This is a genomic window from Kribbella pittospori (genome assembly GCF_004331465.1).
GTDB classification, from domain to species: Bacteria; Actinomycetota; Actinomycetes; order Propionibacteriales; family Kribbellaceae; genus Kribbella; species Kribbella pittospori.
This window is the reverse complement of the sequence record NZ_SJKB01000005.1, coordinates 361,668-382,095: the sequence shown is the minus strand read 5'-3', so window position 1 is coordinate 382,095 and position 20,428 is coordinate 361,668. Positions and strand designations below refer to the sequence as shown.

21 protein-coding genes are annotated in these 20,428 nt (G+C 69.1%); 10 read left to right on the top strand and 11 right to left on the bottom strand.

Going from position 1 to position 20,428, the window contains the following annotated elements; all coding sequences use genetic code 11:
* Positions 1 to 32 precede the first annotated feature (32 nt).
* On the top strand, positions 33 to 905 hold the full coding sequence (locus E0H73_RS18650) for a helix-turn-helix transcriptional regulator (RefSeq protein ID WP_131357622.1): 873 nt from the start codon (positions 33 to 35) through the stop codon (positions 903 to 905).
* A gap of 39 nt (positions 906 to 944) precedes the next feature.
* Entirely contained in the window at positions 945 to 1,922 is a 978-nt protein-coding gene (locus E0H73_RS18645) for a quinone oxidoreductase family protein (RefSeq protein ID WP_202867442.1), read from the top strand.
* Here the strand turns inward: E0H73_RS18645 and E0H73_RS47965 are convergent.
* Positions 1,912 to 2,040 carry a hypothetical protein gene (locus E0H73_RS47965; protein ID WP_272949134.1) on the bottom strand — a complete coding sequence of 43 codons (129 nt, stop codon included), beginning with the start codon at positions 2,038 to 2,040 and terminating at the stop codon, positions 1,912 to 1,914. The two genes, E0H73_RS18645 and E0H73_RS47965, sit on opposite strands and share 11 nt — an antisense overlap.
* Before the next feature lie 87 nt (positions 2,041 to 2,127).
* On the opposite strand from E0H73_RS47965, the gene E0H73_RS47245 reads away from it, so the two are divergent.
* The gene (locus E0H73_RS47245; protein ID WP_238164075.1) at positions 2,128 to 2,274 is read left to right on the top strand and encodes a hypothetical protein; all 147 of its coding nucleotides are present in this window, start codon (positions 2,128 to 2,130) and stop codon (positions 2,272 to 2,274) included.
* On the opposite strand, the gene E0H73_RS18640 is transcribed toward E0H73_RS47245, so the two are convergent.
* On the bottom strand, positions 2,267 to 3,085 hold the full coding sequence (locus tag E0H73_RS18640; protein ID WP_131357619.1) for an NAD(P)H-binding protein: 819 nt from the start codon (positions 3,083 to 3,085) through the stop codon (positions 2,267 to 2,269). The two genes, E0H73_RS47245 and E0H73_RS18640, sit on opposite strands and share 8 nt — an antisense overlap.
* A gap of 89 nt (positions 3,086 to 3,174) precedes the next feature.
* On the opposite strand from E0H73_RS18640, the gene E0H73_RS18635 reads away from it, so the two are divergent.
* Positions 3,175 to 3,558, top strand: a complete 384-nt coding sequence (locus tag E0H73_RS18635) for a winged helix-turn-helix transcriptional regulator (protein ID WP_131357616.1) — start codon at positions 3,175 to 3,177, stop codon at positions 3,556 to 3,558.
* A gap of 34 nt (positions 3,559 to 3,592) precedes the next feature.
* Here the strand turns inward: E0H73_RS18635 and E0H73_RS18630 are convergent, their stop codons facing one another.
* The 4 genes from E0H73_RS18630 to pepN all read right to left on the bottom strand — a co-directional run bounded on the left by E0H73_RS18630 (position 3,593) and on the right by pepN (position 8,727).
* Complete coding sequence (locus tag E0H73_RS18630) at positions 3,593 to 4,033, bottom strand: VOC family protein (protein WP_131357613.1); 441 nt, start codon at positions 4,031 to 4,033, stop codon at positions 3,593 to 3,595.
* A gap of 87 nt (positions 4,034 to 4,120) precedes the next feature.
* The gene (locus E0H73_RS18625) at positions 4,121 to 4,534 is read right to left on the bottom strand and encodes a hypothetical protein (RefSeq protein ID WP_131357610.1); all 414 of its coding nucleotides are present in this window, start codon (positions 4,532 to 4,534) and stop codon (positions 4,121 to 4,123) included.
* A gap of 204 nt (positions 4,535 to 4,738) precedes the next feature.
* The gene (gene sepH, locus E0H73_RS18620) at positions 4,739 to 6,082 is read right to left on the bottom strand and encodes a septation protein SepH (RefSeq protein ID WP_131357606.1); all 1,344 of its coding nucleotides are present in this window, start codon (positions 6,080 to 6,082) and stop codon (positions 4,739 to 4,741) included.
* 188 nt (positions 6,083 to 6,270) lie between these two features.
* Positions 6,271 to 8,727, bottom strand: a complete 2,457-nt coding sequence (gene pepN / locus E0H73_RS18615) for an aminopeptidase N (protein WP_131357603.1) — start codon at positions 8,725 to 8,727, stop codon at positions 6,271 to 6,273.
* Between the two features lie 34 nt (positions 8,728 to 8,761).
* On the opposite strand from pepN, the gene E0H73_RS18610 reads away from it, so the two are divergent.
* The 3 genes from E0H73_RS18610 to E0H73_RS18600 all read left to right on the top strand — a co-directional run bounded on the left by E0H73_RS18610 (position 8,762) and on the right by E0H73_RS18600 (position 11,206).
* Entirely contained in the window at positions 8,762 to 9,706 is a 945-nt protein-coding gene (locus tag E0H73_RS18610; RefSeq protein ID WP_131357600.1) for an aldo/keto reductase, read from the top strand.
* Entirely contained in the window at positions 9,706 to 10,464 is a 759-nt protein-coding gene (locus tag E0H73_RS18605; protein ID WP_238164074.1) for a YaaA family protein, read from the top strand. Before E0H73_RS18610 ends, E0H73_RS18605 begins: the two co-directional genes overlap by 1 nt.
* 112 nt (positions 10,465 to 10,576) lie before the next feature.
* Entirely contained in the window at positions 10,577 to 11,206 is a 630-nt protein-coding gene (locus E0H73_RS18600; protein WP_131357597.1) for an HNH endonuclease family protein, read from the top strand.
* A gap of 1 nt (position 11,207) precedes the next feature.
* On the opposite strand, the gene E0H73_RS18595 is transcribed toward E0H73_RS18600, so the two are convergent.
* The gene (locus tag E0H73_RS18595) at positions 11,208 to 12,155 is read right to left on the bottom strand and encodes a helix-turn-helix domain-containing protein (RefSeq protein WP_131357594.1); all 948 of its coding nucleotides are present in this window, start codon (positions 12,153 to 12,155) and stop codon (positions 11,208 to 11,210) included.
* Positions 12,156 to 12,345: 190 nt separating this feature from the next.
* Positions 12,346 to 13,305, bottom strand: coding sequence for a DUF389 domain-containing protein (locus E0H73_RS18590; protein WP_131358093.1), 960 nt, complete (start codon positions 13,303 to 13,305; stop codon positions 12,346 to 12,348).
* A 195-nt stretch (positions 13,306 to 13,500) separates the two neighbouring features.
* On the opposite strand from E0H73_RS18590, the gene E0H73_RS18585 reads away from it, so the two are divergent.
* Positions 13,501 to 14,916 (top strand): APC family permease, encoded by a 1,416-nt coding sequence (locus E0H73_RS18585; RefSeq protein ID WP_131357591.1) that lies wholly within the window; start codon positions 13,501 to 13,503, stop codon positions 14,914 to 14,916.
* Here E0H73_RS18585 and E0H73_RS18580 read toward each other — a convergent pair.
* Positions 14,858 to 16,087 carry a Cmx/CmrA family chloramphenicol efflux MFS transporter gene (locus tag E0H73_RS18580; RefSeq protein ID WP_238164073.1) on the bottom strand — a complete coding sequence of 410 codons (1,230 nt, stop codon included), beginning with the start codon at positions 16,085 to 16,087 and terminating at the stop codon, positions 14,858 to 14,860. The genes E0H73_RS18585 and E0H73_RS18580 overlap by 59 nt on opposite strands.
* An 82-nt stretch (positions 16,088 to 16,169) precedes the next feature.
* Here E0H73_RS18580 and E0H73_RS18575 point away from each other — a divergent pair, with 82 nt between their 5' ends.
* On the top strand, positions 16,170 to 16,802 hold the full coding sequence (locus tag E0H73_RS18575) for a rhomboid family intramembrane serine protease (RefSeq protein ID WP_131357588.1): 633 nt from the start codon (positions 16,170 to 16,172) through the stop codon (positions 16,800 to 16,802).
* Here the strand turns inward: E0H73_RS18575 and E0H73_RS18570 are convergent.
* Positions 16,795 to 17,715 (bottom strand): threonine/serine dehydratase, encoded by a 921-nt coding sequence (locus E0H73_RS18570; protein ID WP_131357585.1) that lies wholly within the window; start codon positions 17,713 to 17,715, stop codon positions 16,795 to 16,797. The genes E0H73_RS18575 and E0H73_RS18570 overlap by 8 nt on opposite strands.
* Before the next feature lie 17 nt (positions 17,716 to 17,732).
* Between E0H73_RS18570 and E0H73_RS18565 the strand changes: the two genes are divergently transcribed.
* The gene (locus E0H73_RS18565) at positions 17,733 to 19,643 is read left to right on the top strand and encodes a propionyl-CoA synthetase (RefSeq protein WP_131357582.1); all 1,911 of its coding nucleotides are present in this window, start codon (positions 17,733 to 17,735) and stop codon (positions 19,641 to 19,643) included.
* On the opposite strand, the gene E0H73_RS18560 is transcribed toward E0H73_RS18565, so the two are convergent.
* Positions 19,637 to 20,407 carry an alpha/beta fold hydrolase gene (locus E0H73_RS18560; protein WP_131357580.1) on the bottom strand — a complete coding sequence of 257 codons (771 nt, stop codon included), beginning with the start codon at positions 20,405 to 20,407 and terminating at the stop codon, positions 19,637 to 19,639. The two genes, E0H73_RS18565 and E0H73_RS18560, sit on opposite strands and share 7 nt — an antisense overlap.
* Positions 20,408 to 20,428 lie beyond the last annotated feature (21 nt).

The following is a 20,428-nucleotide window of genomic DNA, read 5'->3' as shown; positions in this document are numbered from 1 at the left end:
TGCGGAAAGGGGGTTCCGGTAGCGTGGCACGGGTGGGGACGGATCAGCGTGGAGGCGCGGCGCGCAGCCGCCGGCAGACAGAGCTCCGCGAGTACCTGCGCAGCCGCCGGGAGCGGCTCACCCCGTCGCAGGTCGGGCTGCCCGCGGCCGGGAATCGTCGTACGCCGGGCCTGCGCCGCGAGGAGGTCGCTGTCCTCGCCGGGGTCGGAGTGTCCTGGTACACCTGGCTGGAGCAGGGCCGTGACATCAAGGTCTCCGAAGAAGTCCTCGATTCGGTCGCTCGCGTGCTCCTGCTCGACGATGTCGAACGCGCCCATCTCTACCGCCTGGCCGGCTTGAACCCACCCCAGCGTGAGGCGGCACCGACAGTGCCCGCCTCACCCGAGATGCAGCGGCTGCTCGACGCCTGGTCACCACGCCCCGCCTACATCCGCGACCGGCACTGGAACTTCACCGCCGTCAACGACGTCGCCCGCCGAGTCTTCGGGTACGGCGACACCGACCACAACTGCCTGGTCTCGTACTTCACCAACGCACGCTTCCGCGGACTGCACGAGCATTGGGACGAGGCCGCGCCGGACGTCGCCGCCGGCTTCCGGGCCGATGCGGCTCGCTATCCCGACGACCCGGAGTTCGACCGGATCGCGGCCGACCTCGCGGCGGTCAGCCCGGAGTTCGCCGAACTGTGGGCGCGGCACGACGCGGCCGAGCACCTCAACGCGGTGAAGGCTGTGGCGCATCCCGAGGCGGGGCTGCTGGTGTTCGACGCGACGATGTTCCCGGTGCTCGAACACCCGGGCCATCACCTGATCCTGCACAACCCGCGTCCAGGCACCGACACCGAGGAGCGGCTCGAACGGCTGATGGCGTCGCAGCCTGGTGGTGACACACCCACCATGAACTGACACTGCCTGTTCGACCGCCCTGCTCGCAGGATCGATGCCATGAGCGAGAACACGCAGATGACCGCAATCACCATTCCCTCCTTCGGCCCAGCCGACGTACTGCGCCTGGACACCGTCCCGATCCCGGTCCCGGCGGCCGGACAGGTGGCGATCGACGTCGCCTACGCGGGTGCCAACTTCGCGGAGGTCCTCTACCGGCAGGGCGTGGTGGACGTCCCGCTGCCGTTCGTGCCCGGCATCGAGGTGTCCGGCCGGATCCGTGCCCTCGGTCCCGGTGTCGAAGGCCTGTCGGTCGGGCAGCCGGTGGCGGCGCTGACGATTGTCGACAGCGGCGGGTACGCCGAGGTCGTCACGACCGCCGCCGAGCTCGTCGTACCCCTGGATGACTATGGACTCGGCCTGGAGTTGGCGGCCGCGCTGCCGTCGAACAGTACGACGGCGTTCCTGGTTCTGGATCGGGTGGCGCGGATCGAACCAGGCGAGAGCGTGCTGGTGCACGCCGCGGCTGGTGGTGTGGGTAGCCAGCTCGGCCAGGCGGCGCGTCTGCTCGGGGCCGGCCGGACCGTTGGGACCGTCGGTCGGCCGGACAAGATCGCGGCCGCCAAGGCGTTCGGCTACGACGAGGTGATCCTGCGCGATGACGTGGCCGACGCGGGTGCGTTCGACGTGGTCGTCGACATGGTCGGTGGTGCGAGTCGGCGTACGAGCCTGGATCGGCTGGCACCGATGGGACGCCTGGTCGTGATGGGCAATGCGTCCGGCGCCGACGACGTCGGGATCTCGGCCAACGAGCTGTGGTTCACCAACAAGACGGTCTCCGGATTCAACCTCGCTGCGTTCGCCGCCGCGAACCCGGCCGCGGCAGGTGCGGGGTTGCGGCGGGCAGTCGAAGCGGCCGCCCGCGGTCAGCTCGAGGTCCGGACCGAGACGCTCTCGCTCCATGACGCCGCCGATGCACACCGGCGGATCGAGTCCGGCACGACCACCGGCAAACTCCTGCTCCGCGTCAACGCTTGACAGCCCCCAGGAAGAAGGCCGGTACGGCGGCGACAGCGGTGTACGCGATGGCCCACCAGAAGCTGGTCGCGTAGGCGCTCGCCGTCGGGTGCCCGATGAGGTTGCTCTGCAGAACCACGGCCAAAGTCGCGGCGCCGAAGGCACCACACTCTCGCCGCGGGCCTGTTGGTAGAACAGCGGCAGCAGGAGCATTGCGCCGTACAGGGTGAAGCCGGTCAGGAACAGCAGGGTGCTCACCGCGCCCACCAACCTGCTGCGCCACGAGATGCTCTTCACCAGCGAGCCGGTCGCCGCGTCGACACTGACATCGCTGGTCGACGACGTCTTCCTGCCCCTCGTGCGACCTACCTGAACGCCCCGACGTTGCGCCCGGCCCACTCCGCGAACGTCCGTGCGGGCCGGCCGAGCACCTTCTCGACGTCGGGGCTCACCTGCTGCTCCTCTGTCGACGGTGAACCCAGGACGTCCAGCGTCGCGTCGGCAACCGGTGCCGGCATGTGGCGCGTCATCCGGTCGCGGGCTTGCGTGCGGGTCAGCTCCACGAACCGCACTGGCTCGTTGATCGCCAGCGCGATCTCGTGAGCCTGCTGACGGGGTGAGATCGGCGCCGGCCCGGTGAGCGTGTAGGTGTTGCTCGCATGGGCCGGGTCCGTGAGCACCACCGCCGCCGCCTCGGCGATGTCGGTCGGGTCGATCGCGGGCAGCGCGACGTCGGCGAACGGCGCCTCCACCGCTCGCTGAGCCCGGACGGCCGCCGCCCACTGGAGTGCGTTGGAGTTGAAGTTGCCGGGCCGCAGAATCGTCCAGGCGAGGCCTGACCGGGTCACCGCATCCTCGTGGTCGGACGGGTGCCGCTTGGTGCCGACGCCTTGCGAGGACAGCAGCACTGTCCGCTCGACACCGGCTGCCCGGATCGTCTTGATGACGTCGTTCAGGTTCCCGCCGGCCAGGAACTCAGGTCCGGTCAGCAGGAAGACGGCCTCGGCTCCCTCGACCGCAGGCTCGAGGGTCTCCGGCCGAGACAGATCCGCCTCTACGTGTCGTACTCCGGCCGGCACCTCAGCGCGCCGCCGGGACACTGCCGTCACCACTTCGCCCGCGGCGGCCAGCGCCTGGACCAGCGGGCGGCCGACGTTGCCGGTGGCTCCGGTGATCACGATCATGTTCGCTCCTCGTTCGGTTGATGACGAGGACGCTACTTGCCGTGGCATAGTAGGTACCTAGAGGAAAGTACTGGCTGGAAGGCGGATATGTGAGCGAGCGCACAGCGGTCGAACCGGTGCAGGCGTGCCCGATCGCGCCGGTGGTGGATCTGGTTTTCAGCCGGTGGACGACCCCGATCCTGTGGACGCTGAACGAGTACGGACGGCAGCGATTCGTCGAACTCGAGCGCCGGATCGGGGTGATCACGCCGAAGGTCCTCACCCAGCGACTCCGTCAACTCGAACGCGACGGCCTGGTGCAGCGCACGTACTTCCCGGAGGTGCCGCCACGGGTCGAGTACGAGATCACCGACCTCGGCCGCAGCCTCGCCCCACTCTTCCACTCGCTGGCCGAATGGTCCCCGAACCTCGCGAAGGTCGAAGAGTCTCGCGCCCACTACGACACCCACGAACCACCCCACCGCCGCCCATAACCCGCACCGCCCGCCGCGGGCGGTCGTACTGCGGTCAGCTGAGCTGCTGGGACAGCCCGATGAGGATCCCCGCGGGGCCGCGGACATAGCAGAGTCGGACGATGTCTTCGTACTGGGCGATCTCACGGAGGACTTCGGCGCCGTGCGGGCGCAGGCGGGCGACGACATCCTCGATGTTGTCGACGCTGAACATGACGCGATGCATCCCCACCGTGTTGTGCGGCGGGTTCTGCGGTGTGGCAGCGATGACCACAGGGCTGAGGTACAGCGAGAGCTCGAGCCGGCTGTGACCGTCCGGGGTCCGCATCATCGCGATGTCGCAGCGGACACCGTCGAGCCCGACACATTGGTCCGCCCAGCTGCCCTCAACCTGCGCTTTGCCCTCTAGTTCCAGGCCGAGTTCTGCGAAGAACGCGATGGCAGCATCCAGGTCGTCGACGACAATGCCGACGTTGTCCATCCGCTGAATCGTCACGGTGATTCCCCTCTCCGTCGTGCGGCCCGTCATGGCCGCTGATGTACCAGGGACGGAGCCGGCACCGCATTCTCGACATGCGGAGGGTCAGGCGACGCCGACGAGTTCTCGGGTGGGGGTGTCGGCGTGGGCCAGGAGGGTGAAGAAGTGGGTGGCGGCGTCGGCCAGACGGAGCAGGCCGGCCTCGTGGTGCTGCCAGCCGAAGAGGAGTTCGCCGTCGAGGGTGTGCTCGTCGAGCGGTACGGCGTACCTGCTCAGGGTGACGCGGGCCGGACCGGACTGCGGGTGGTGGTCGCCGCAACCGCACTCGGCGGCGATCGTGATCGCGGTGAGCGCGCCGGGGGCGAAGCGGCTCAGGCGGAGCGTTGTACCGCGCGCGGTGAACCGGGCGATCGTTGCGTCAGGCAACTGAACGAGCAGCTCGACCGGTACGGCGTGCGAGCCGGGCAGCAGCCGGAGGCCACGAGCTGCGAGCAGGTCGGCGAAAGCCGGGAGATTCATGAGGAGTAATCCTGTGAGTGCTGGTGTCGGCGGGCGGGCCACGGAAAGGGGCAGGGCCTCGTGCGCCGGAGACGGCGCGCGTCAGCGACAACAGCAACAACACAGCATGAACATGCCGAAGATCATGGCAGAGCACGCAGACCCTGCCAAACACCGTCCGCCATCTGGGACAACAGTCCGTGATGTGTCAGACGACCGCCGGGATCAGTCGGCTTTCTTGCCGAACATGATCTCGTCCCAGCTCGGGACGCTGGCACGCTTGGCGTTGCGGCGGGCCGGCTTCTTCTTCGGCTCGGCCGGAGCATCTTCCTTCGCCGCAGGCGCGGCGTCAGCGTCGACAGAGGCAGAGGCAGCGGGCGCGGCAGCCGCGGGCGGCTCGGTGGTGGCCGGCTGCTTGGGCGCGGGTGCCTCGACCGGAGGCGGCGTCGGCTCGGCAGGCGCAGAGCGCTCCACCGGAGCAGTGCGACCACCCGGGCGCTCGGCGGGGCGGGACTCGGGTGCCTGGCGCACTGGAGCTGGGGGAGTGCGGTCCGGTGTGGCACGGCGTTCGGTGAACGGGTTCTCTCGCGCGGCAGCACGCTCCTCGGGCGGAGCCATCGAAGCAGCCTCGGCCGGAAGCTGAGTGGGACGCTCGACGGCACGCACGGCCGGACGCAGGGTCGGCGGCTGCTCGACCGGTACGTCGATCAGCGTCGGCTCCTCGTCCGGGTCCGGCACCGAGTGCACCCGGCGCGGACCGCGCTCGGCGTCGCGCGTGGCGTGACTGTCAGGGCTTGCCTCCCGGGAAACCGGCTGGTTTCGCCGCGGCAGGCTGACGGTGTCCTCGAAGCCGGCCTCGTAGCTGTCGGCTCCGTGGTCGGGCGCGATGGACAGGTCGATGTCGGCCACCGCGCTCAGCCGGCGCTCGCCCGGTTGGTGCGCGGGCTGGACCGGCGGCGGCATGACTTGTGCCTGCTCGCCGACCAGCCAGCGGGCCTCGTCGTCGTCCGGGACCGCGTACCGACCAGGAGCGTCGTACGCGAACATCGCGATCTTCTCTTCCTTCTGCTCGTCGGCGTCCTCGGCCGCGACGAAGTAGGAGACCCGGACCGCCCAGCGACCGTCGTCGCGCCGCCAGGCATCCCACTCGGCAGACGTCGGGTCGACCTGACGCGTGCGAAGCCGCTCGGTGACCCAGGCGCCGAGGTTGCGGGCCGGGGCGTCGGCACCGCCACGACGACGGACGGAGGCGCGCTGCGCGAGGCTCGCGATGTGGTCCCGCTCGGCAAGGACCGGGCCGGCGAACGCCATCACGCGTTCCATCGGCATCTGGGCGACGGCCGCGACCGCCTCGGGACTTTCGCCGGCGCGGATACGAGCCTGGATGTCTCGTGGGCGCAGCGCGCTCTCCATTTGAATCTCCAGCTGGCCGAGTCGGGCACGGTCGCCGCGCAGGGCCGCACGCAACCGGTCGTCGACCGGAACGGCGAACTCCTCACCCGTCTCTGCCAGCGCCAGGATGAGTTGCTTGCCATCCTGGCTCAGACCGACGAGCCTCGCCTCGCGCATTGCCTTTGTTCTCCTGTGCGGTTCTCTAGAGTCTCTCCCGTGACGTGCTGCCTGACCAAGACCGGCGCGCCGTGCCGCCCGGTCATTGTGGAGGTTCTGTCACGAAATCACATCTTGCCTGCTCACAAGGGTCCTTGTGATCACACCAGTCACAGTAGTCACAACACGGTGTGACCGCGACTCAGAACTCAGCCACCGAACGCGTTCCGGATCACGATGGCCCGCTTCACGTCGTCGGTGCAGTCGCCGACAGCACGCTGGATTCCGGCCGCGACCGAATCGTCGGCGGCCAGTTCACCAGCCAGCCGGACCACCCGCTCGTCGATCGCGTACCGCGGGAACGATGTGTTCGCGCTGCTCGCGATCACCCAGCCGGACCGGAACTTGGCGGTCCCGGCGATCTCGGCGAAGAACCGGTCGACGTACGGCGCGGTGAGCTCGGCCTGCGCCGGGTGCCAGAAGCCCGTGCCGGCGGCGTACAGCTCGTAGTTCGCGACGTCGGCGTCGGCCATGATGATCGCCCAGGCCCGCTCCTTGGCCTCCGGTGTCGGCAGCGCGGCCCGGCACTCGGTCGCGTGCACGACACCCTCGGAGGTGTTGTCGCGGGCGAGCTCGGCGTCGATGTCGGCGTCGCCGATCGCACCGAGGCGGGCAAGCTGCAGCGTCACCGCCCAGCGCAGCTCGGCATCGACCGGGAGTCCTTCGGGTACGCCGCTGCCGCTCAGCCAGCCCTGCAGCAGGTCCACGTCGTCGGTCAGCTTGACCAGGCCGCGGGCCACCGCGAGCTGCAGGCTGCTGCCTGCCGGCGCCGACCGCAATCGCTCGGCCAGTACGTCGGCCAGCCGGCCGCGGTACGGCTCGTAGGGCAGGTAGATGCCGAGCAGCCGGCTCTGCGCCCAGCCGACGATCGCCGAGACCGCGATGTCGCTGGTCTCGCTGGGCAGCATGCTGAGCAGGACCTCGAAGCCGAGCTTCGGGTCGAGCTCGGCGTCCGCGACCGCGTCCCGGATGCTGTTCAGAACGACGGCCCGGGTCACGCCGCTCTCGATCTTCGGCAGCACCGTCGCCAGGTTCGCCAGGCTGTCCGCGTCGAGCCGGATCTTCGCCCAGGTGTCGTCGCCCGCGTCCGGGATCACCACTGCGGCCGAGGAGTCGAGCGGTACGTCGACCTCGTCCGCGTCCAGCAGTACGTCGACGGTCGTGGCGCGACCGTCGGCGTCGTACCCACCGACGGTCAGCTTGTGCGGTCGTGTTGCCGGGTGTGCGGTCGGCGCGACCCGGCGCAGCTTGATGCCGGTCTCGGTGCGGACGGCGCTGATCGTGTCGAGGCCCGGCGTACGGAGCCAGTTCTGCGCCCAGGTGTCGAGGTCGACGGCGCCGGCCTCGGTCCACTTCGCGAGCAGGTCGGCGAACGTCGCGTTGGCGAACTCGTGCGCGACGATGTGCGCCTTGACGCCGGCCAGGAAGACGTCGTCACCGAGATAGGCGGCCAGCTGCTTCAGCACGGCCGCGCCCTTGGCGTACGAGATGCCGTCGAAGTCGTCGAGGGACGACAGTGCGTCCTTCACCGCGTCCGCCGCGACCGGGTGCGTCGAGGAGCGCTGATCGGCCTGCAGGCCCCACCACCTGCGCATGTAGGCGAAGTCGACCCAGTTGTCCTGGTAGTCGGTCGCGGCGGTCGACACCCGGTGCGCCATGTACTCGGCGAAGGACTCGTTCAGCCACAGGTCGTTCCACCACTGCATCGTGACGGTGTCGCCGAACCACTGGTGCGCCATCTCGTGGACGATCGTCCGGGCCCGCTGGCTGCGCTCGGCGTCGGTCGCCGCGGACCGGAACACCATCGAGTCGCGGAACGTCACGCAGCCTGGGTTCTCCATCGCGCCGGCATTGAACTCCGGCACGAAGGCCTGGTGGTACTCGCCGAACGGGTACCGGTAGCCGAACATCCGGTGGTACTCGTCGAAGGCCTGCTTGGTGACCCGGAAGATGTCCTCGGCCTCGCGGTCCAGCGCCTCCTTCAGCGACTGCCGCGACACCACGCTGAGCGGGATGCCGTCGTGGGAGTCGGTCTGCTGGTGGTACGGCCCGGCGACGACGGTGACGAAGTACGTCGACAGCGGCAGCGTCTCGGCCAGCTCCCAGCGACCGGGGGAGACTTGGGTCGCGGCTCCGTTGCCGAGGACCAGCCACTCCGGCGGCGCGGTGACCTTCATCCGGTACGGCGCCTTGAGGTCGGGCTGGTCGAAGCACGCGAAGATGCGCGGCGCGGCGTCCAGGAAGGACATCGCGTAGGTGTAGACGAGACCGTCGGCGGCGTCGACCGCACGGTGCAGTCCCTCACCGTCGTGGGAGTAGGCCATCGAGGCGGTGACGACGAGCTCGTTGTCCGGCTGCAGGCCGGTGAGCTCGAGCCGTCCGTCGTTCAGCCCGGTGACGTCGACCGGTGCGCCGTTCAGGGTCACCGACAACAGCTTGTCGGGTTGCACGTCCAGCCATGTCGTCTGATCCGACGCGCTGAACTTGATCGTGGTGGTGGATCCGAACGTGCGCTCGCCCTGGGTGAGGTCGAGGTCGACGTCGTACGACTGGACGGAGAGTGCGGCGGCCCGAGTGCGGGCGCCGTCCACGGTGAGACTCGGCATGAGGGCCACTGTATGCCGTGATTAGGCTGGGCACATGAGCGAGATGGAGTACCGGCAGCTCGGCGACTCGGGACTGACTGTGAGTGTGGTCGGGCTGGGTTGCAACAACTTCGGACGGCGGCTGGATGCGAGCCGTACGGACGTGGTGGTGAACGCCGCGGTCGACGCCGGGATCACCTTGTTCGACACCGCGGACGTCTACCAGGGCGAGCACGGTTCGAGCGAGGAACTGCTCGGCAAAGCCCTCGGCGGCCGGCGCGACGAGGTGGTGATCGCGACCAAGTTCGGCGGCGACATGCACGGGGTGAACGGCCCGGACTGGGGTGTCCGCGCCTCCCGCCGGTACATCCGCAAGGCGGTCGAGTCGAGTCTGCAGCGGCTGGGCACCGACTGGATCGACCTCTACCAGCTGCACTTCCCCGACCAGGTCACTCCGATCGAGGAGACGCTCGCGGCGCTGTCCGAGCTCGTTGCTGAGGGCAAGGTCCGGTACATCGGCAGCTCGCAGTTCGCCGGCTGGCAGGTGGTGGACGCCGACTGGGCCGCCCGGACCGCCGGCCTCGAGCACTTCATCAGCGCCCAGAACCGGTACTCGCTGCTCGAGCGCGAGGTCGAGGACGAACTGGTGCCCGCGTGCGAGCACCTCGGCATCGGCGTACTGCCGTTCTTCCCACTCTCCTCCGGCCTGCTCACCGGCAAGTACAAGCGCGGTGAGGAGGCACCCGCCGGGACGCGGCTCGCGACCCAGCCGGACCGTCTGGCCAACGCCGACTTCGACAAGATCGAGGCGCTCGAGACGTTCGCGGCCGAGCGCGACCTGTCCATGATCGACGTCGCGATCGGCGGCCTCGCGGCACAGCCTGCGGTCGCCTCGGTGATCGCAGGCGCGACCACACCGGAGCAGATCGCGCAGAACGTCGCGGCCGGGATGTGGGACCCGACCGCCACCGACCTGGCCGTGCTGGACGAGCTGACCTGATGCTGATTCTGCTGCCGCCGTCCGAGGGCAAGACCGGACGGTCCCGCGGTCGCGCCGTCGACTTCTCCACGTTGTCGTTCCCGGAGCTGAACCCCGTCCGCGTGCAGGTCCTGGAGACGCTGGCGAAGGTCTCGGCCTCATCCGACGCGTACGACGTACTGGACGTCGGCGCCTCGCTGCAAGGCGAGGTCGACCGCAACACCCGCTGGCGCACCGAGCCGGCCGTGCCGGTGTCCGAGCTGTACTCCGGCGTTCTGTACGACGCCCTCGGGTATGCGAGCATGTCCGCCGGCACCAAGCGTCGCGCAGGTAGCCGCCTGCTCGTGGTGTCCGCGGCGTGGGGCGCGTTGCGGCCGGCCGACCGCGTACCGCCGTACCGGCTCTCGATGGGTACGACGCTGCCCGGTCACGGACCGCTGGCGTCGGTGTGGCGCGATCCACTGGCGGCCGCGCTGGCGGAGAGCAGCGGTGTGATCGTCGACTGCCGCTCCTCGACGTATGTCGCCGCGTGGCGTCCGAGTGGCGACCAGGCAGCCAAGTGGGTTTCGGTGAACGTGGTCCGCGAACGCGACGGCGTACGCACGGTCGTCTCGCACATGGCCAAGCACACGCGCGGCCTGGTCGCGCGGCACCTGCTCGAGTCCGGCAAGGACCCCGGAACGCCGAAGTCGCTGCACAAGCTGGTCAGCGAACGCTGGAACGCCGAACTCGACCGCACCGGCCCCGGCTGGACACTCACCGTCGTGGAGCACGACTGATCGGACCGTTCACACGGCCTTCATCCGTGAGTGGTTTCTTACCGCCTGTGATCGGGGAAGGCTGAGGGCAGTACGTCAGGGGGGATCCGCCCCACCCTCGGAGGCCTGACCTATGCGACGTTCGATCACCGCTGCACTGACAGCAGTCGCCGCGACCGCGGCGTTCACCCTGAGCGCCGGACCGGCGCTCGCCTACCCACCGGACCCGCCGTCGGCCGGTACGGCGGCCACCCAGCTGGCCAGCCTCACCGTGAAGACGGAGGGCTCGACGAGCGGGTACAGCCGGGACCTGTTCCCGCACTGGATCACGCAGTCCGGGAGCTGCGACACCCGTGAACAAGTGCTGAAGCGTGACGGCACCGGCGTCACCGTCGACAGCAGCTGCCAGCCGACCACCGGTCGCTGGTACAGCGTGTACGACGCCACCTACGTGAATGACTCCTCGGGTGTCGACATCGACCACATCGTCCCGCTCGCCGAAGCCTGGAAGTCAGGCGCCAACGGCTGGAGCACGGCCCGCCGCCAGCAGTTCGCGAACGACCTGAGCATCGCGCAGCTGATCGCGGTGTCGGCGTCGAGCAACCGGTCCAAGGGCGACAAGGACCCGTCGGAGTGGAAGCCGACCAACTCGTCGGTGCACTGCATCTACGCCCGCGAGTGGATCTGGGTGAAGTACACCTACGGACTCTCGCTGCAGTCGGCCGAGAAGACCGCGCTGCAGCAGATGCTGGCGGCCTGCTGACTCAGTCCTCGAGGAGATGGCGACGCTGGGCGTGGATGCCGGCCTGGAACCGGGTCCGCGCACCCAGCGTCTCCATCAGCTCCGCAACCCGGCGGCCGACCGTGCGACTGCTCAGCCCGAGCTGCCGCGCGATCGCATCGTCTTTGAGTCCCGCGCCGAGCAGCGTCATCAGCCGCGCGTCGAGCGGATCCGTCTTGACCACGGGCACTACCGGAACTGCCTGGTCCCACAACAGCGTGAACATCTCGACCAGTGCGTCGAGCAACGCACACGGATGGACGACGAGAGCGCTGTCGACCAGTTGATCCACGTCCAGCGGCATCAACGCCGCCCGGCGGTCGAAGACAGCGAGCTTCATCGGCAACTGCGGATGGATCCGCGAGGTCTCGCCGGCGTCCGCCGCGCTGTACGCCTGGTCGACGCCACCGGGCCGGTCGAGTGAGTCGGGGGAGTAGATGCCCCGGACAACCACACCGTCGCTGAGCAGCCCACGCACCCGCGGCTCCGACTCCCCGGTCTTCGACGCGTACGGCGGCCGGTCGAGCACCAGCAGCTCCTCGCGGGTCCCGTTCAGCAACTGCGCGAACCGGGCCGCGATCGCCTCCTGACCGACGATCACCTCGACCAGGTTCTCCGGCCGGTGCTGCTCTTGCGCTCGCAGCTCCGTCAGCAGCACCCTCGCCTCGGCGCGAACCCGGTCGAGCTCGGCACGACGTACGGCGACCAAGGCGTCGACGGCGACGTCGGGACGGGTCGGCAGCAGCCGGATCGGATGGTCCGACGTGGTGGTCAGCAGGCCAAGGGTCTCCAGCCGCTCGACGGTCGCGGCGACCTCGTGTTCGTCGCGGTCGAGCAGCTTCGCGAGCTCGGCGATCCCGCACCCGGACGCGGTCAGCAGGGCGCGGTACGCCTCCTCGTCAGGCGGATCAACCCCCACCGACTCCAGCATCCGTCCCTCCCATCGCCCGGATCCCGGACAGGTTATCTCGTCTCCTGGATGCAGGTGGAATCGTTTTCCCGTTAATGGCGACTTCGCGCCATGTCCGGCATACGTCAGGCGATCTGCAGGTGCGAATCCACCCCGAGTGGGGTACGACTGTCTCTGCCGGGCGCGCGCGGACCGGACAGGGGACGTCTGGTCAAGCCTCAACGCGCGCGCCCGCCTTTCCACGCCCTTTCAGCCGCGGGTAGGTCCGCCAGATCACTCGCTGGACCAGGAGCGTGACCACCCCGGCCACCGTCATGCCGACGAGGTTGATCCCGAGTTGCGCCGCCGCACCGCCGACGTGTCCCGGCGCCCACAGTGCGAGTGACAGGGCCAGGTCCCCGGCCGCCGGCACGGTGGTGACCGAGATGAAGACGCCGACGAGCGCGTTCGACCGTCCGGCGGTCTGTGACAGGACGCCGGCGCACCCGGCCAGTACGGCGACGACCGCCGACCAGCGGTCCGGCCGCCAGATGAACCCGGTCAGGGGACGGTCCGCGGTGACGGACTCGACGTCGATCCAGCCGACGGCACGGGCCAGCAGGGCTGCCAGCGCGGTCAGGGCGATGGCCAGCACGAATCCGAGCACCAGCAGACGCGCGGACCGCCAGGTCAGACCCCAGTTGCGCAGGGCCAGTCCGACGGCCAGCGCGGCGACGACACCGAACTCGGGACCGACGACCATGGCACCGACGACCAGGATCGACGAATCGGTGACCACGGCAACCGCCGCGATCATGGTCGCCAGCGTGAGGAAGGCGTAGTAGACCCAGGAGCCGGCCGCCTCGTTGTAGGCCTGGTCGACGACCGCGTCCCAGATCACCGCGTCGTCCGGGGCACCCGGAGCCGCCTTCTCGGTCTCCCGTGCGTTGCGCGACGGTGCGGCGTCGACGTCCGCGATCGCCACCGAGCCCTCGTCGTACAGGCCCTCGTGCTTGAGGTAGGCGAGGATGTCCGAGGTCGCTTCCCGGGTCACGTCGCACTCGACGACGTCGCCGGCCGGTCGCTGCGCGGCGCCGGGCAGCCGGACCACGCTGGTCACCCGTGGATCGTCGACGAGCGTGTCCAGGACGCGGCTGGTGCGATCCGGTGGGACGATGAGACGAAGGTGCATCACAGGCCCATGCTCCCAGGCCGCCGGTCACCTTCCGGCCACGGCTTGGTCGCTGGCTGTGGCGGATGCACCCCGGAGTGTGGTCGACTGTCGCACCGACTTCCTGGGAGGCCTAATGGACGAGCGAAGCGAGTTCATCATCGAGCACAGTGAGCAGATTCGCTCGTCAGCGCCCGCAGCGAAGCGAGGACGCTGATGAGCGAAAGTCCCAGCGCCGCCGAACCTCAGACGGGCGAGCGTCCTGAACTCAAACGGGTCATGGGACCCGGCCTGCTACTCCTGTTCGTGGTCGGGGACATTCTCGGTACCGGCGTCTATGCGCTGACCGGGAAGGTGGCCGGCGAGGTCGGCGGGGCGGTCTGGCTGCCGTTCCTGTGCGCGTTCATCGTGGCGCTGCTGACCGCGACCAGCTACCTGGAACTCGTCACGAAGTACCCGAAGGCCGGCGGCGCCGCCGTCTACACGCACAAGGCGTTCGGGATCCACTTCCTCACCTTCCTGCTCACCTTCGCGGTGATGTGCTCCGGCCTCACCTCGGCGTCGAGCGCGTCGAAGGCCTTCGCGGCGAACTTCTTCACCGCCGCCGACATCGACCCCGAGCGCGGGTCGCTGCTGATGATCACCGCGCTGGGATTCATGACGCTGATCGCGCTGGTCAACCTGCGCGGCGTCGGCGAGAGCGTGAAGGCGAACGTCGTACTGACCTGTGTCGAGCTGAGCGGTTTGCTGATCGTGATCGGCATCGGCGCGTGGGCGCTGGCCGGTGGCGACGGCGACACCTCGCGGCTGACCGACTTCAATGTCCCGTCTGGCGAGTCACCGTTCGGTGCCGTCACCGCGGCGACCGCGCTGGCGTTCTTCGCGATGGTCGGTTTCGAGGACTCGGTGAACATGGCCGAGGAGACCAAGGACCCGATCCGGATCTTCCCGAAGATGATGCTGACCGGTCTCTGCATCACCGGTGTCATCTACGTCCTGGTCGCGATCTCCGCGGTCACGCTGGTGTCGCCGGAGGACCTGAACGAGGGCGCCACCCCGCTGCTCAAGGTCGTCCAGGCCGGTGCACCGGGCTTCCCGCTCGAGGTGTTCGCCTGGATCACCATGTTCGCGGTGGCCAACTCGGCGCTGATCAACATGCTGATGGCGAGCCGCTTGCTGTACGGCATGTCGCACGAGCAGGTCCTGCCCGGTCCGCTCGGCCGGGTGCTGCGCCGGCGCCGGACGCCGTGGATCGCCATCCTGTTCACCACGCTGCTCGCGTTCTTCCTGATCGGGTACGCCGACCTGGCCGCGCTGGGCGGTACGACGGCGTTCCTGCTGCTGTGCGTGTTCGCGATCGTGAACGTCGCAGTGCTGGTGCTTCGCCGGGACCGGGTCGAGCACAAGCACTTCCACGCCCCGACCGCGCTCCCGCTGCTCGGTGTGGTCCTGTGCGTCTACCTGGCCAGCCCGCTGTCCGGGCGTGACTCGGCGGACTACAAGATCGCCGGCTGGCTGATGCTCATCGGCGTCGCGCTGTGGGCGATCACCTGGCTGCTGAACAAGTACGTGTTCAAGCGGCACGCCGAGTTCGATCCGAGCCACATCGACCCGAGCGGTCCCGTGAACTGACTGGCAGGAAGGCGGCGACCACCACCGTCGCGAGGGCCGCGAGCCCGGTGGCCACCGCGATCCACCCGAGTGCCGGGTAGCCAGCGCCGGCGTCGATCGCGAGGCCGCCGAGCCACGGCCCGGCGGTGATGCCGACATTGAACGCGGAGAAGTTGGTCGCGGTCGCCAGGGTCGGCGCATCGCCGGCCAGGCTGAAGACGCGGGCGTTGAGTGCCGGGTTGGTCGCGAAGCCGAAGGCGCCGAGCAGCACGACCACCGCGAGGGTGACGACGGGATTCGTCGCGGTGAGCGCGAGGACCGCGGACAGGATCCCCAGGCCGGTGATGCCCACGAAGAGGGTGTGGAACGGCAGGGCGTCCGCGGTCCGGCCGCCGAGCGTGATGCCGATGAACGAGCCGAGACCGTAGAGCGCGAGGACACCCGGTACGGCGCTCGGCGTCAGCCCGGTGGTGTTGATCAGCAGGGGAGCGAGGTAGCTGAACACCACCAGGATGGTGGCGGTGACCAGTGCGGTCGTGCCGAAGGCCAGCCAGAGTCTCGCGTGGCGGAGCGCACGAAGCTCCTCACGCAGTTGCGGCGCACTCGCCGGGTCGGGCCGGCCACCGGGGATGGTCGCGAAGACACCGGCCATTGCGAGGACGCACAAACCGGCGACTGTCCAGAACGCCGATCGCCAGCCGAGGTTCTGCCCGAGCACAGTGCCGATCGGGAGTCCGACGATGGTGGCGATTGTCAGGCCGCCGGTGACGACGCTCATCGCGCGAGCTCGCCGGTCGATCGGCACCAGTGCGACCACCGTGACGGCCGCGACTGACCAGAAACCGGCATACACGAAGGCGCCGACGACGCGGGTGGCCAGGAGGATCGCGTAGTTCGGGGTCAACGCCCCCGCGACATGGGTGGCCGCGAAGATGCCGAGGAACACCAGCAACGCCGTACGCCGGGACCACTTGAGCGTGACGACCGCAAGGATCGGCGCGCCGAGCAGCATGCCGACCGCGAAGGCGGAGATCAGCAGGCCTGCGGCCGGGATGGAGATGCGCAGATCGCCCGACAATTCGGGCAGCAGACCGGCGAGCATCAACTCCGACGTTCCCTGCGCGAAGATGCTCAAGCCCAGCACATAGACGGCAACCGGCATCGCGTTCCCCCACCTCACCTCGATAGCCACCGGGAGTATCGCAGAGATCACTGTGTGCTGTCGCCGCGCCTGTCAAAGACTGAGACTTGGCCGGATACGGCATCGTGGATGCATGAGCTCCCAGATCCCCGCGAAGCGGACCGGACGGGCGGTGGATGCTGCCCGGATCGGTAGTGGACTGAAGCTGCTCGGTGTGCTGGTCGGGCTGATGTGGCTCAGCGAGATCATCGACGCGGCCACGAACGGCGCGCTGGATCAGTACGGGATCATCGCGCGTGATCCGCAGGGGTTGATCGGCATCATCACCGCGCCGTTCCTGCACCTCGGATTCGGCCACCTGATCTCGAACACGCTGCCGCTGGTGACTCTCGGCCTGCTGATCGCCGTCGGCGGTGCGGCGCGACTGTTCGCGGTGACCGCCATCGTGACGGTGATCGGCGGGTTCGGCACCTGGCTGATCTCACCGCCGAACACGATCACGATCGGCGCCAGCGGACTGGTCTTCGGGTACGCCGCCTACCTGATCATGCGCGGACTGTTCAACCGCCGGATCGGCCAGGTTCTGGTCGGCGTCGTGGTCGTCCTGGTCTGGGGGAGTGCACTGCTCGGCGGGCTGCTGCCGCAGGACGGGATCTCCTGGCAGGGACACCTGTTCGGCGCGATCGCCGGTGTCCTGGCCGCCTGGATCCTGGCCGACGACCGGCCGAAGCGCAAGCCGGTCAGACAGGTCAGACAGGTCAGGTGAGCGTGGCGGGGTCCGTGTTGGCTCCGCAGACGACCACGACCACCCGCTCGCCATCGGCCGGGCGGTAGACGCCCGACTTCAACGCGGCGTACGTGACCGCGGCGCCGTGCTCGACGGCCAGGTGGTACTCGTGCCAGAGCTCGTTGCGAGCAGCAACGATGGCTTCCTCGTCAACGAGCAGCGACCGTACGCCGTTCTCCCGAACTGCCGCGAAGGCAAGATCACCGAGACGCCGGGCACCGAGCGAGTCCGCCGCCACCCCACCGACTGGGCCGTCGACGGGCTCGCCGGCCTCCAGTGCGCGGTGCAGCGTCGCCGACAACTCCGGCTCCACCCCGACCACCTGCGCGCTGTCGCCGATCGCGGTCGCAATCCCCGCGATCAGTCCACCACCACCGACCGCGACCAGCACAGTGTCGAAGGATCCGACCTGCTCGAGTAGTTCCAGCCCGATCGTGCCCTGACCGGCGACAACCTCCGGCTGATCGTAGGCGTGCAGTAGCAGCGCGTCGCCTTCGTCCCGTGCCTCCACGGCGGCCTGGTACGCCTCGGCGTACTCGTTCCCGACCTGGACCACCTCGGCGTCGAGCGTGCGCAGCTTGGCGACCTTCGGAGCGGGCGCGTTGACCGGGACGAAGATCCGCGCCGGTACGCCGAGTTCCCGGGCGGCGTACGCCGCGGCCAGACCCGCGTTACCACCGGACGCCGCGACGATGCCCTGACCGGTCAGCTCACCGCGTTCCTTCGCGACCAGGAGCCGGTTGAAGGCGCCGCGCGGCTTGAACGAGCCGGTGTGCTGCAGCAGTTCCAGCTTGAAGACCAGGCCCGGCGCCACCTCGATCACCGGAGTCCGTCGTACCCGTCCGGCGATCCGCTCCGCCGCCGCCCGCACGTCATCGACCCTTACCGTCATGCCTCAACCCTGCCACGATGAAGGAAGCCGACGATTGGGAGGCCATCAGAATGGGCGCGTACGACGAGAGCTACCGGCGGAGTCTCGCTGATCCGGAAGGGTTCTGGCTCGAGGCCGCGGAGGCGATCTCCTGGACCCGGCCGCCGACGCGGGCACTGGACGACTCGGCCGCACCTATCTACCGGTGGTACCCCGACGCCGAGCTCAACACGTCGTACAACGCTCTGGACCGGCACATCGAGGCGGGGAACGGCGATCGCGTCGCGCTGATCTACGACTCCCCGGTCACTGGCACGGGCCGGTCGTACACGTACGGCGAGCTGAGGGACGAGGTCGCGAGGTTCGCCGGCGCACTCGCGTCGCTCGGAGTGGGTATGGGCGACCGCGTCATCGTCTACATGCCGATGGTCCCCGAGGCCGCCGTCACCATGCTCGCGTGCGCGAGGCTCGGCGCGATCCACTCGGTCGTCTTCGGTGGGTTCGCACCCCGCGAGCTCGCCGCACGCATCGACGACGCGACGCCGAAGGTGATCGTGGCCGCGTCCTGCGGCATCGAGCCGACGCGGGTGGTCGAGTACAAGCCGATCATCGACCAGGCTCTCGAGATCAGCCGGCACCAGCCGGAGCACACCATCGTGCTGCAGCGGGAGACCGCCCCGGCCGAGCTGGGCGAGCGTGATCTCGACTGGGCCGAGCTGATCGCCGCGGCGAAGCCTGCCGATCCGGTCCCGGTGGCCGCGACCGATCCGCTCTACATCCTCTACACGTCAGGTACAACGGGGAAGCCGAAGGGCGTCGTCCGCGACAACGGCGGCCACGCGGTCGCGCTGTCCTGGTCGATGCGGGCGATCTACGACATCGGTCCCGGTGACGTGTGGTGGACCGCCTCCGATGTCGGCTGGGTCGTCGGCCACTCCTACATCGTCTACGCGCCGCTGCTGGTCGGCGCGACCACCGTGCTCTACGAGGGCAAGCCCGTCGGTACGCCGGACGCCGGCGCGTTCTGGCGCGTCATCTCCGAGCACGGCGCGAAGGCCCTGTTCACCGCACCGACCGCGATCCGGGCGATCAAAAAGGTCGATCCGGAGGCCGAGCTCGCGTCGAAGTACGACCTGAGCGCGTTCGGGACTCTGTTCCTGGCTGGCGAGCGGCTCGATCCGGAGACGTACCACTGGGCTCACGAGCATCTCGGCGTACCGGTGGTGGATCACTGGTGGCAGACGGAGACCGGATGGCCGATCGCCGCGAACCCGCGTGGACTCGAGGCGTTGCCGACCAAGCCGGGCTCGGCGACGGTGCCGGTGCCAGGGTGGGACGTGCAGATCCTGGACGCCGTCGGGACACCGCAGCCCGCGGGCGAGGAGGGAGCGATCGCGATCAAGCTCCCGCTGCCGCCGGGTGCTCTGCCGACGCTGTGGGGCGACGACCAGCGCTACATTGACAACTACCTCAGCCGTTACGACGGCTACTACCTGACCGGCGACTCGGGCTACCTCGACGAGGACGGCTACATCTTCGTGATGGGCCGCACCGACGACGTCATCAACGTCGCCGGACACCGCCTGTCGACCGGTTCGATGGAGGCCGTTCTTGCGGCTCATCCAGCCGTCGCCGAGTGCGCGGTGATCGGCGTACATGACGCGTTGAAGGGCCAGGTCCCGCGCGGTCTCGTCGTACTCAAGGCCGGTGCCGACATCCCGGAGGACGTGCTGCGGGAGGAGTTGGTGGCAGCGGTACGGCGGGAGATCGGGCCGGTGGCGGCGTTCCGGGACGTGTCGGTGGTGGACGGGCTGCCGAAGACGCGGTCGGGCAAGATCCTGCGCAAGACGATGCGCGGGATCGCGGACGGTCGCGACGAAGCGGTGCCGTCGACAATCGAGGACGCGAGCGTGCTGGAAGCGCTCCGCCCGATCCTGCGACGTCAGTGAGCCAGGAACTCCAGCACTAACGGACTGGCGACAGCCCGGAACTCGTGGAAGTACGCGTGCCGGGCGCCTTGGACGAGTTCTGCGCGGGCGCCGGGGATCCGGTCCGCGAGGAGCTGCGCGTTGGCGACCGGGCTGAAGATGTCATCGGTCCCGTGCAGAATCAACGTCGGCGCGGTGATACTCGGCAGTCCGTCCCAGGCGTCGTGCCGGTTGCTCGCGACCAGATGCCGCCCCTTCGCGTACGCCGGCATGTCAGCGTCACCGAGCACCGGCTGCGGACCGGGGTTCGCCGCCAGCCAGGTCGGCGTGTACATGAGCTCGAGCAGCACGCTGTCGGTCCTTTGCGGATCGGCCAGCGCACGGCGGATCTCCTGACTCCGCTCGTAGCCGTGTTTGGCGCCCGGTGACGTGCACCCGAGCACCAGCGCCTTGAGCCGATCCGGATGGTTGATCGCGACCCACTGCGCGACCCGACCACCCATCGATGTGCCGTAAACATGCGCCGCAGGCAGTCCGAGGTCGTCGAGCACCGCGATCACGTCATCTGCGAAGCCGGGCGTGCTGTAAACCTCATCCGGCTTGTCGCTGTCCCCGGTACCACGCCAGTCCAGCGTGATCGTCCGGTACGTCGCCTCGAAGTCGGCCCGGACCGGGTCCCACCAGGTGTGGTTATTGGCCTGGCCGGCCAGCAGGACCAGTGGTTGCCCGTCGCCACGGACCTGGTACGCGATCCGGTTCCCGTCGGCGGCTGTTGCGTGCGGCACGGGAGCAGTCTGCCTGATGCG

Excerpts from the sequence above, each read along its gene's own strand:
- E0H73_RS18645 (WP_202867442.1), top strand. The coding sequence starts at position 945 with ATGAGCGAGAACACGCAGATGACCGCAATCACCATTCCCTCCTTCGGC.
- E0H73_RS18640 (WP_131357619.1), bottom strand. The coding sequence starts at position 3,085 with ATGATCGTGATCACCGGAGCCACCGGCAACGTCGGCCGCCCGCTGGTC.
- E0H73_RS18625 (WP_131357610.1), bottom strand. The coding sequence starts at position 4,534 with ATGAATCTCCCGGCTTTCGCCGACCTGCTCGCAGCTCGTGGCCTCCGG.
- sepH (WP_131357606.1), bottom strand. The coding sequence starts at position 6,082 with ATGCGCGAGGCGAGGCTCGTCGGTCTGAGCCAGGATGGCAAGCAACTC.
- pepN (WP_131357603.1), bottom strand. The coding sequence starts at position 8,727 with ATGCCGAGTCTCACCGTGGACGGCGCCCGCACTCGGGCCGCCGCACTC.
- E0H73_RS18610 (WP_131357600.1), top strand. The coding sequence starts at position 8,762 with ATGAGCGAGATGGAGTACCGGCAGCTCGGCGACTCGGGACTGACTGTG.
- E0H73_RS18605 (WP_238164074.1), top strand. The coding sequence starts at position 9,706 with ATGCTGATTCTGCTGCCGCCGTCCGAGGGCAAGACCGGACGGTCCCGC.
- E0H73_RS18600 (WP_131357597.1), top strand. The coding sequence starts at position 10,577 with ATGCGACGTTCGATCACCGCTGCACTGACAGCAGTCGCCGCGACCGCG.
- E0H73_RS18595 (WP_131357594.1), bottom strand. The coding sequence starts at position 12,155 with ATGCTGGAGTCGGTGGGGGTTGATCCGCCTGACGAGGAGGCGTACCGC.
- E0H73_RS18590 (WP_131358093.1), bottom strand. The coding sequence starts at position 13,305 with ATGCACCTTCGTCTCATCGTCCCACCGGATCGCACCAGCCGCGTCCTG.
- E0H73_RS18585 (WP_131357591.1), top strand. The coding sequence starts at position 13,501 with ATGAGCGAAAGTCCCAGCGCCGCCGAACCTCAGACGGGCGAGCGTCCT.
- E0H73_RS18575 (WP_131357588.1), top strand. The coding sequence starts at position 16,170 with ATGAGCTCCCAGATCCCCGCGAAGCGGACCGGACGGGCGGTGGATGCT.
- E0H73_RS18570 (WP_131357585.1), bottom strand. The coding sequence starts at position 17,715 with ATGACGGTAAGGGTCGATGACGTGCGGGCGGCGGCGGAGCGGATCGCC.
- E0H73_RS18565 (WP_131357582.1), top strand. The coding sequence starts at position 17,733 with ATGAAGGAAGCCGACGATTGGGAGGCCATCAGAATGGGCGCGTACGAC.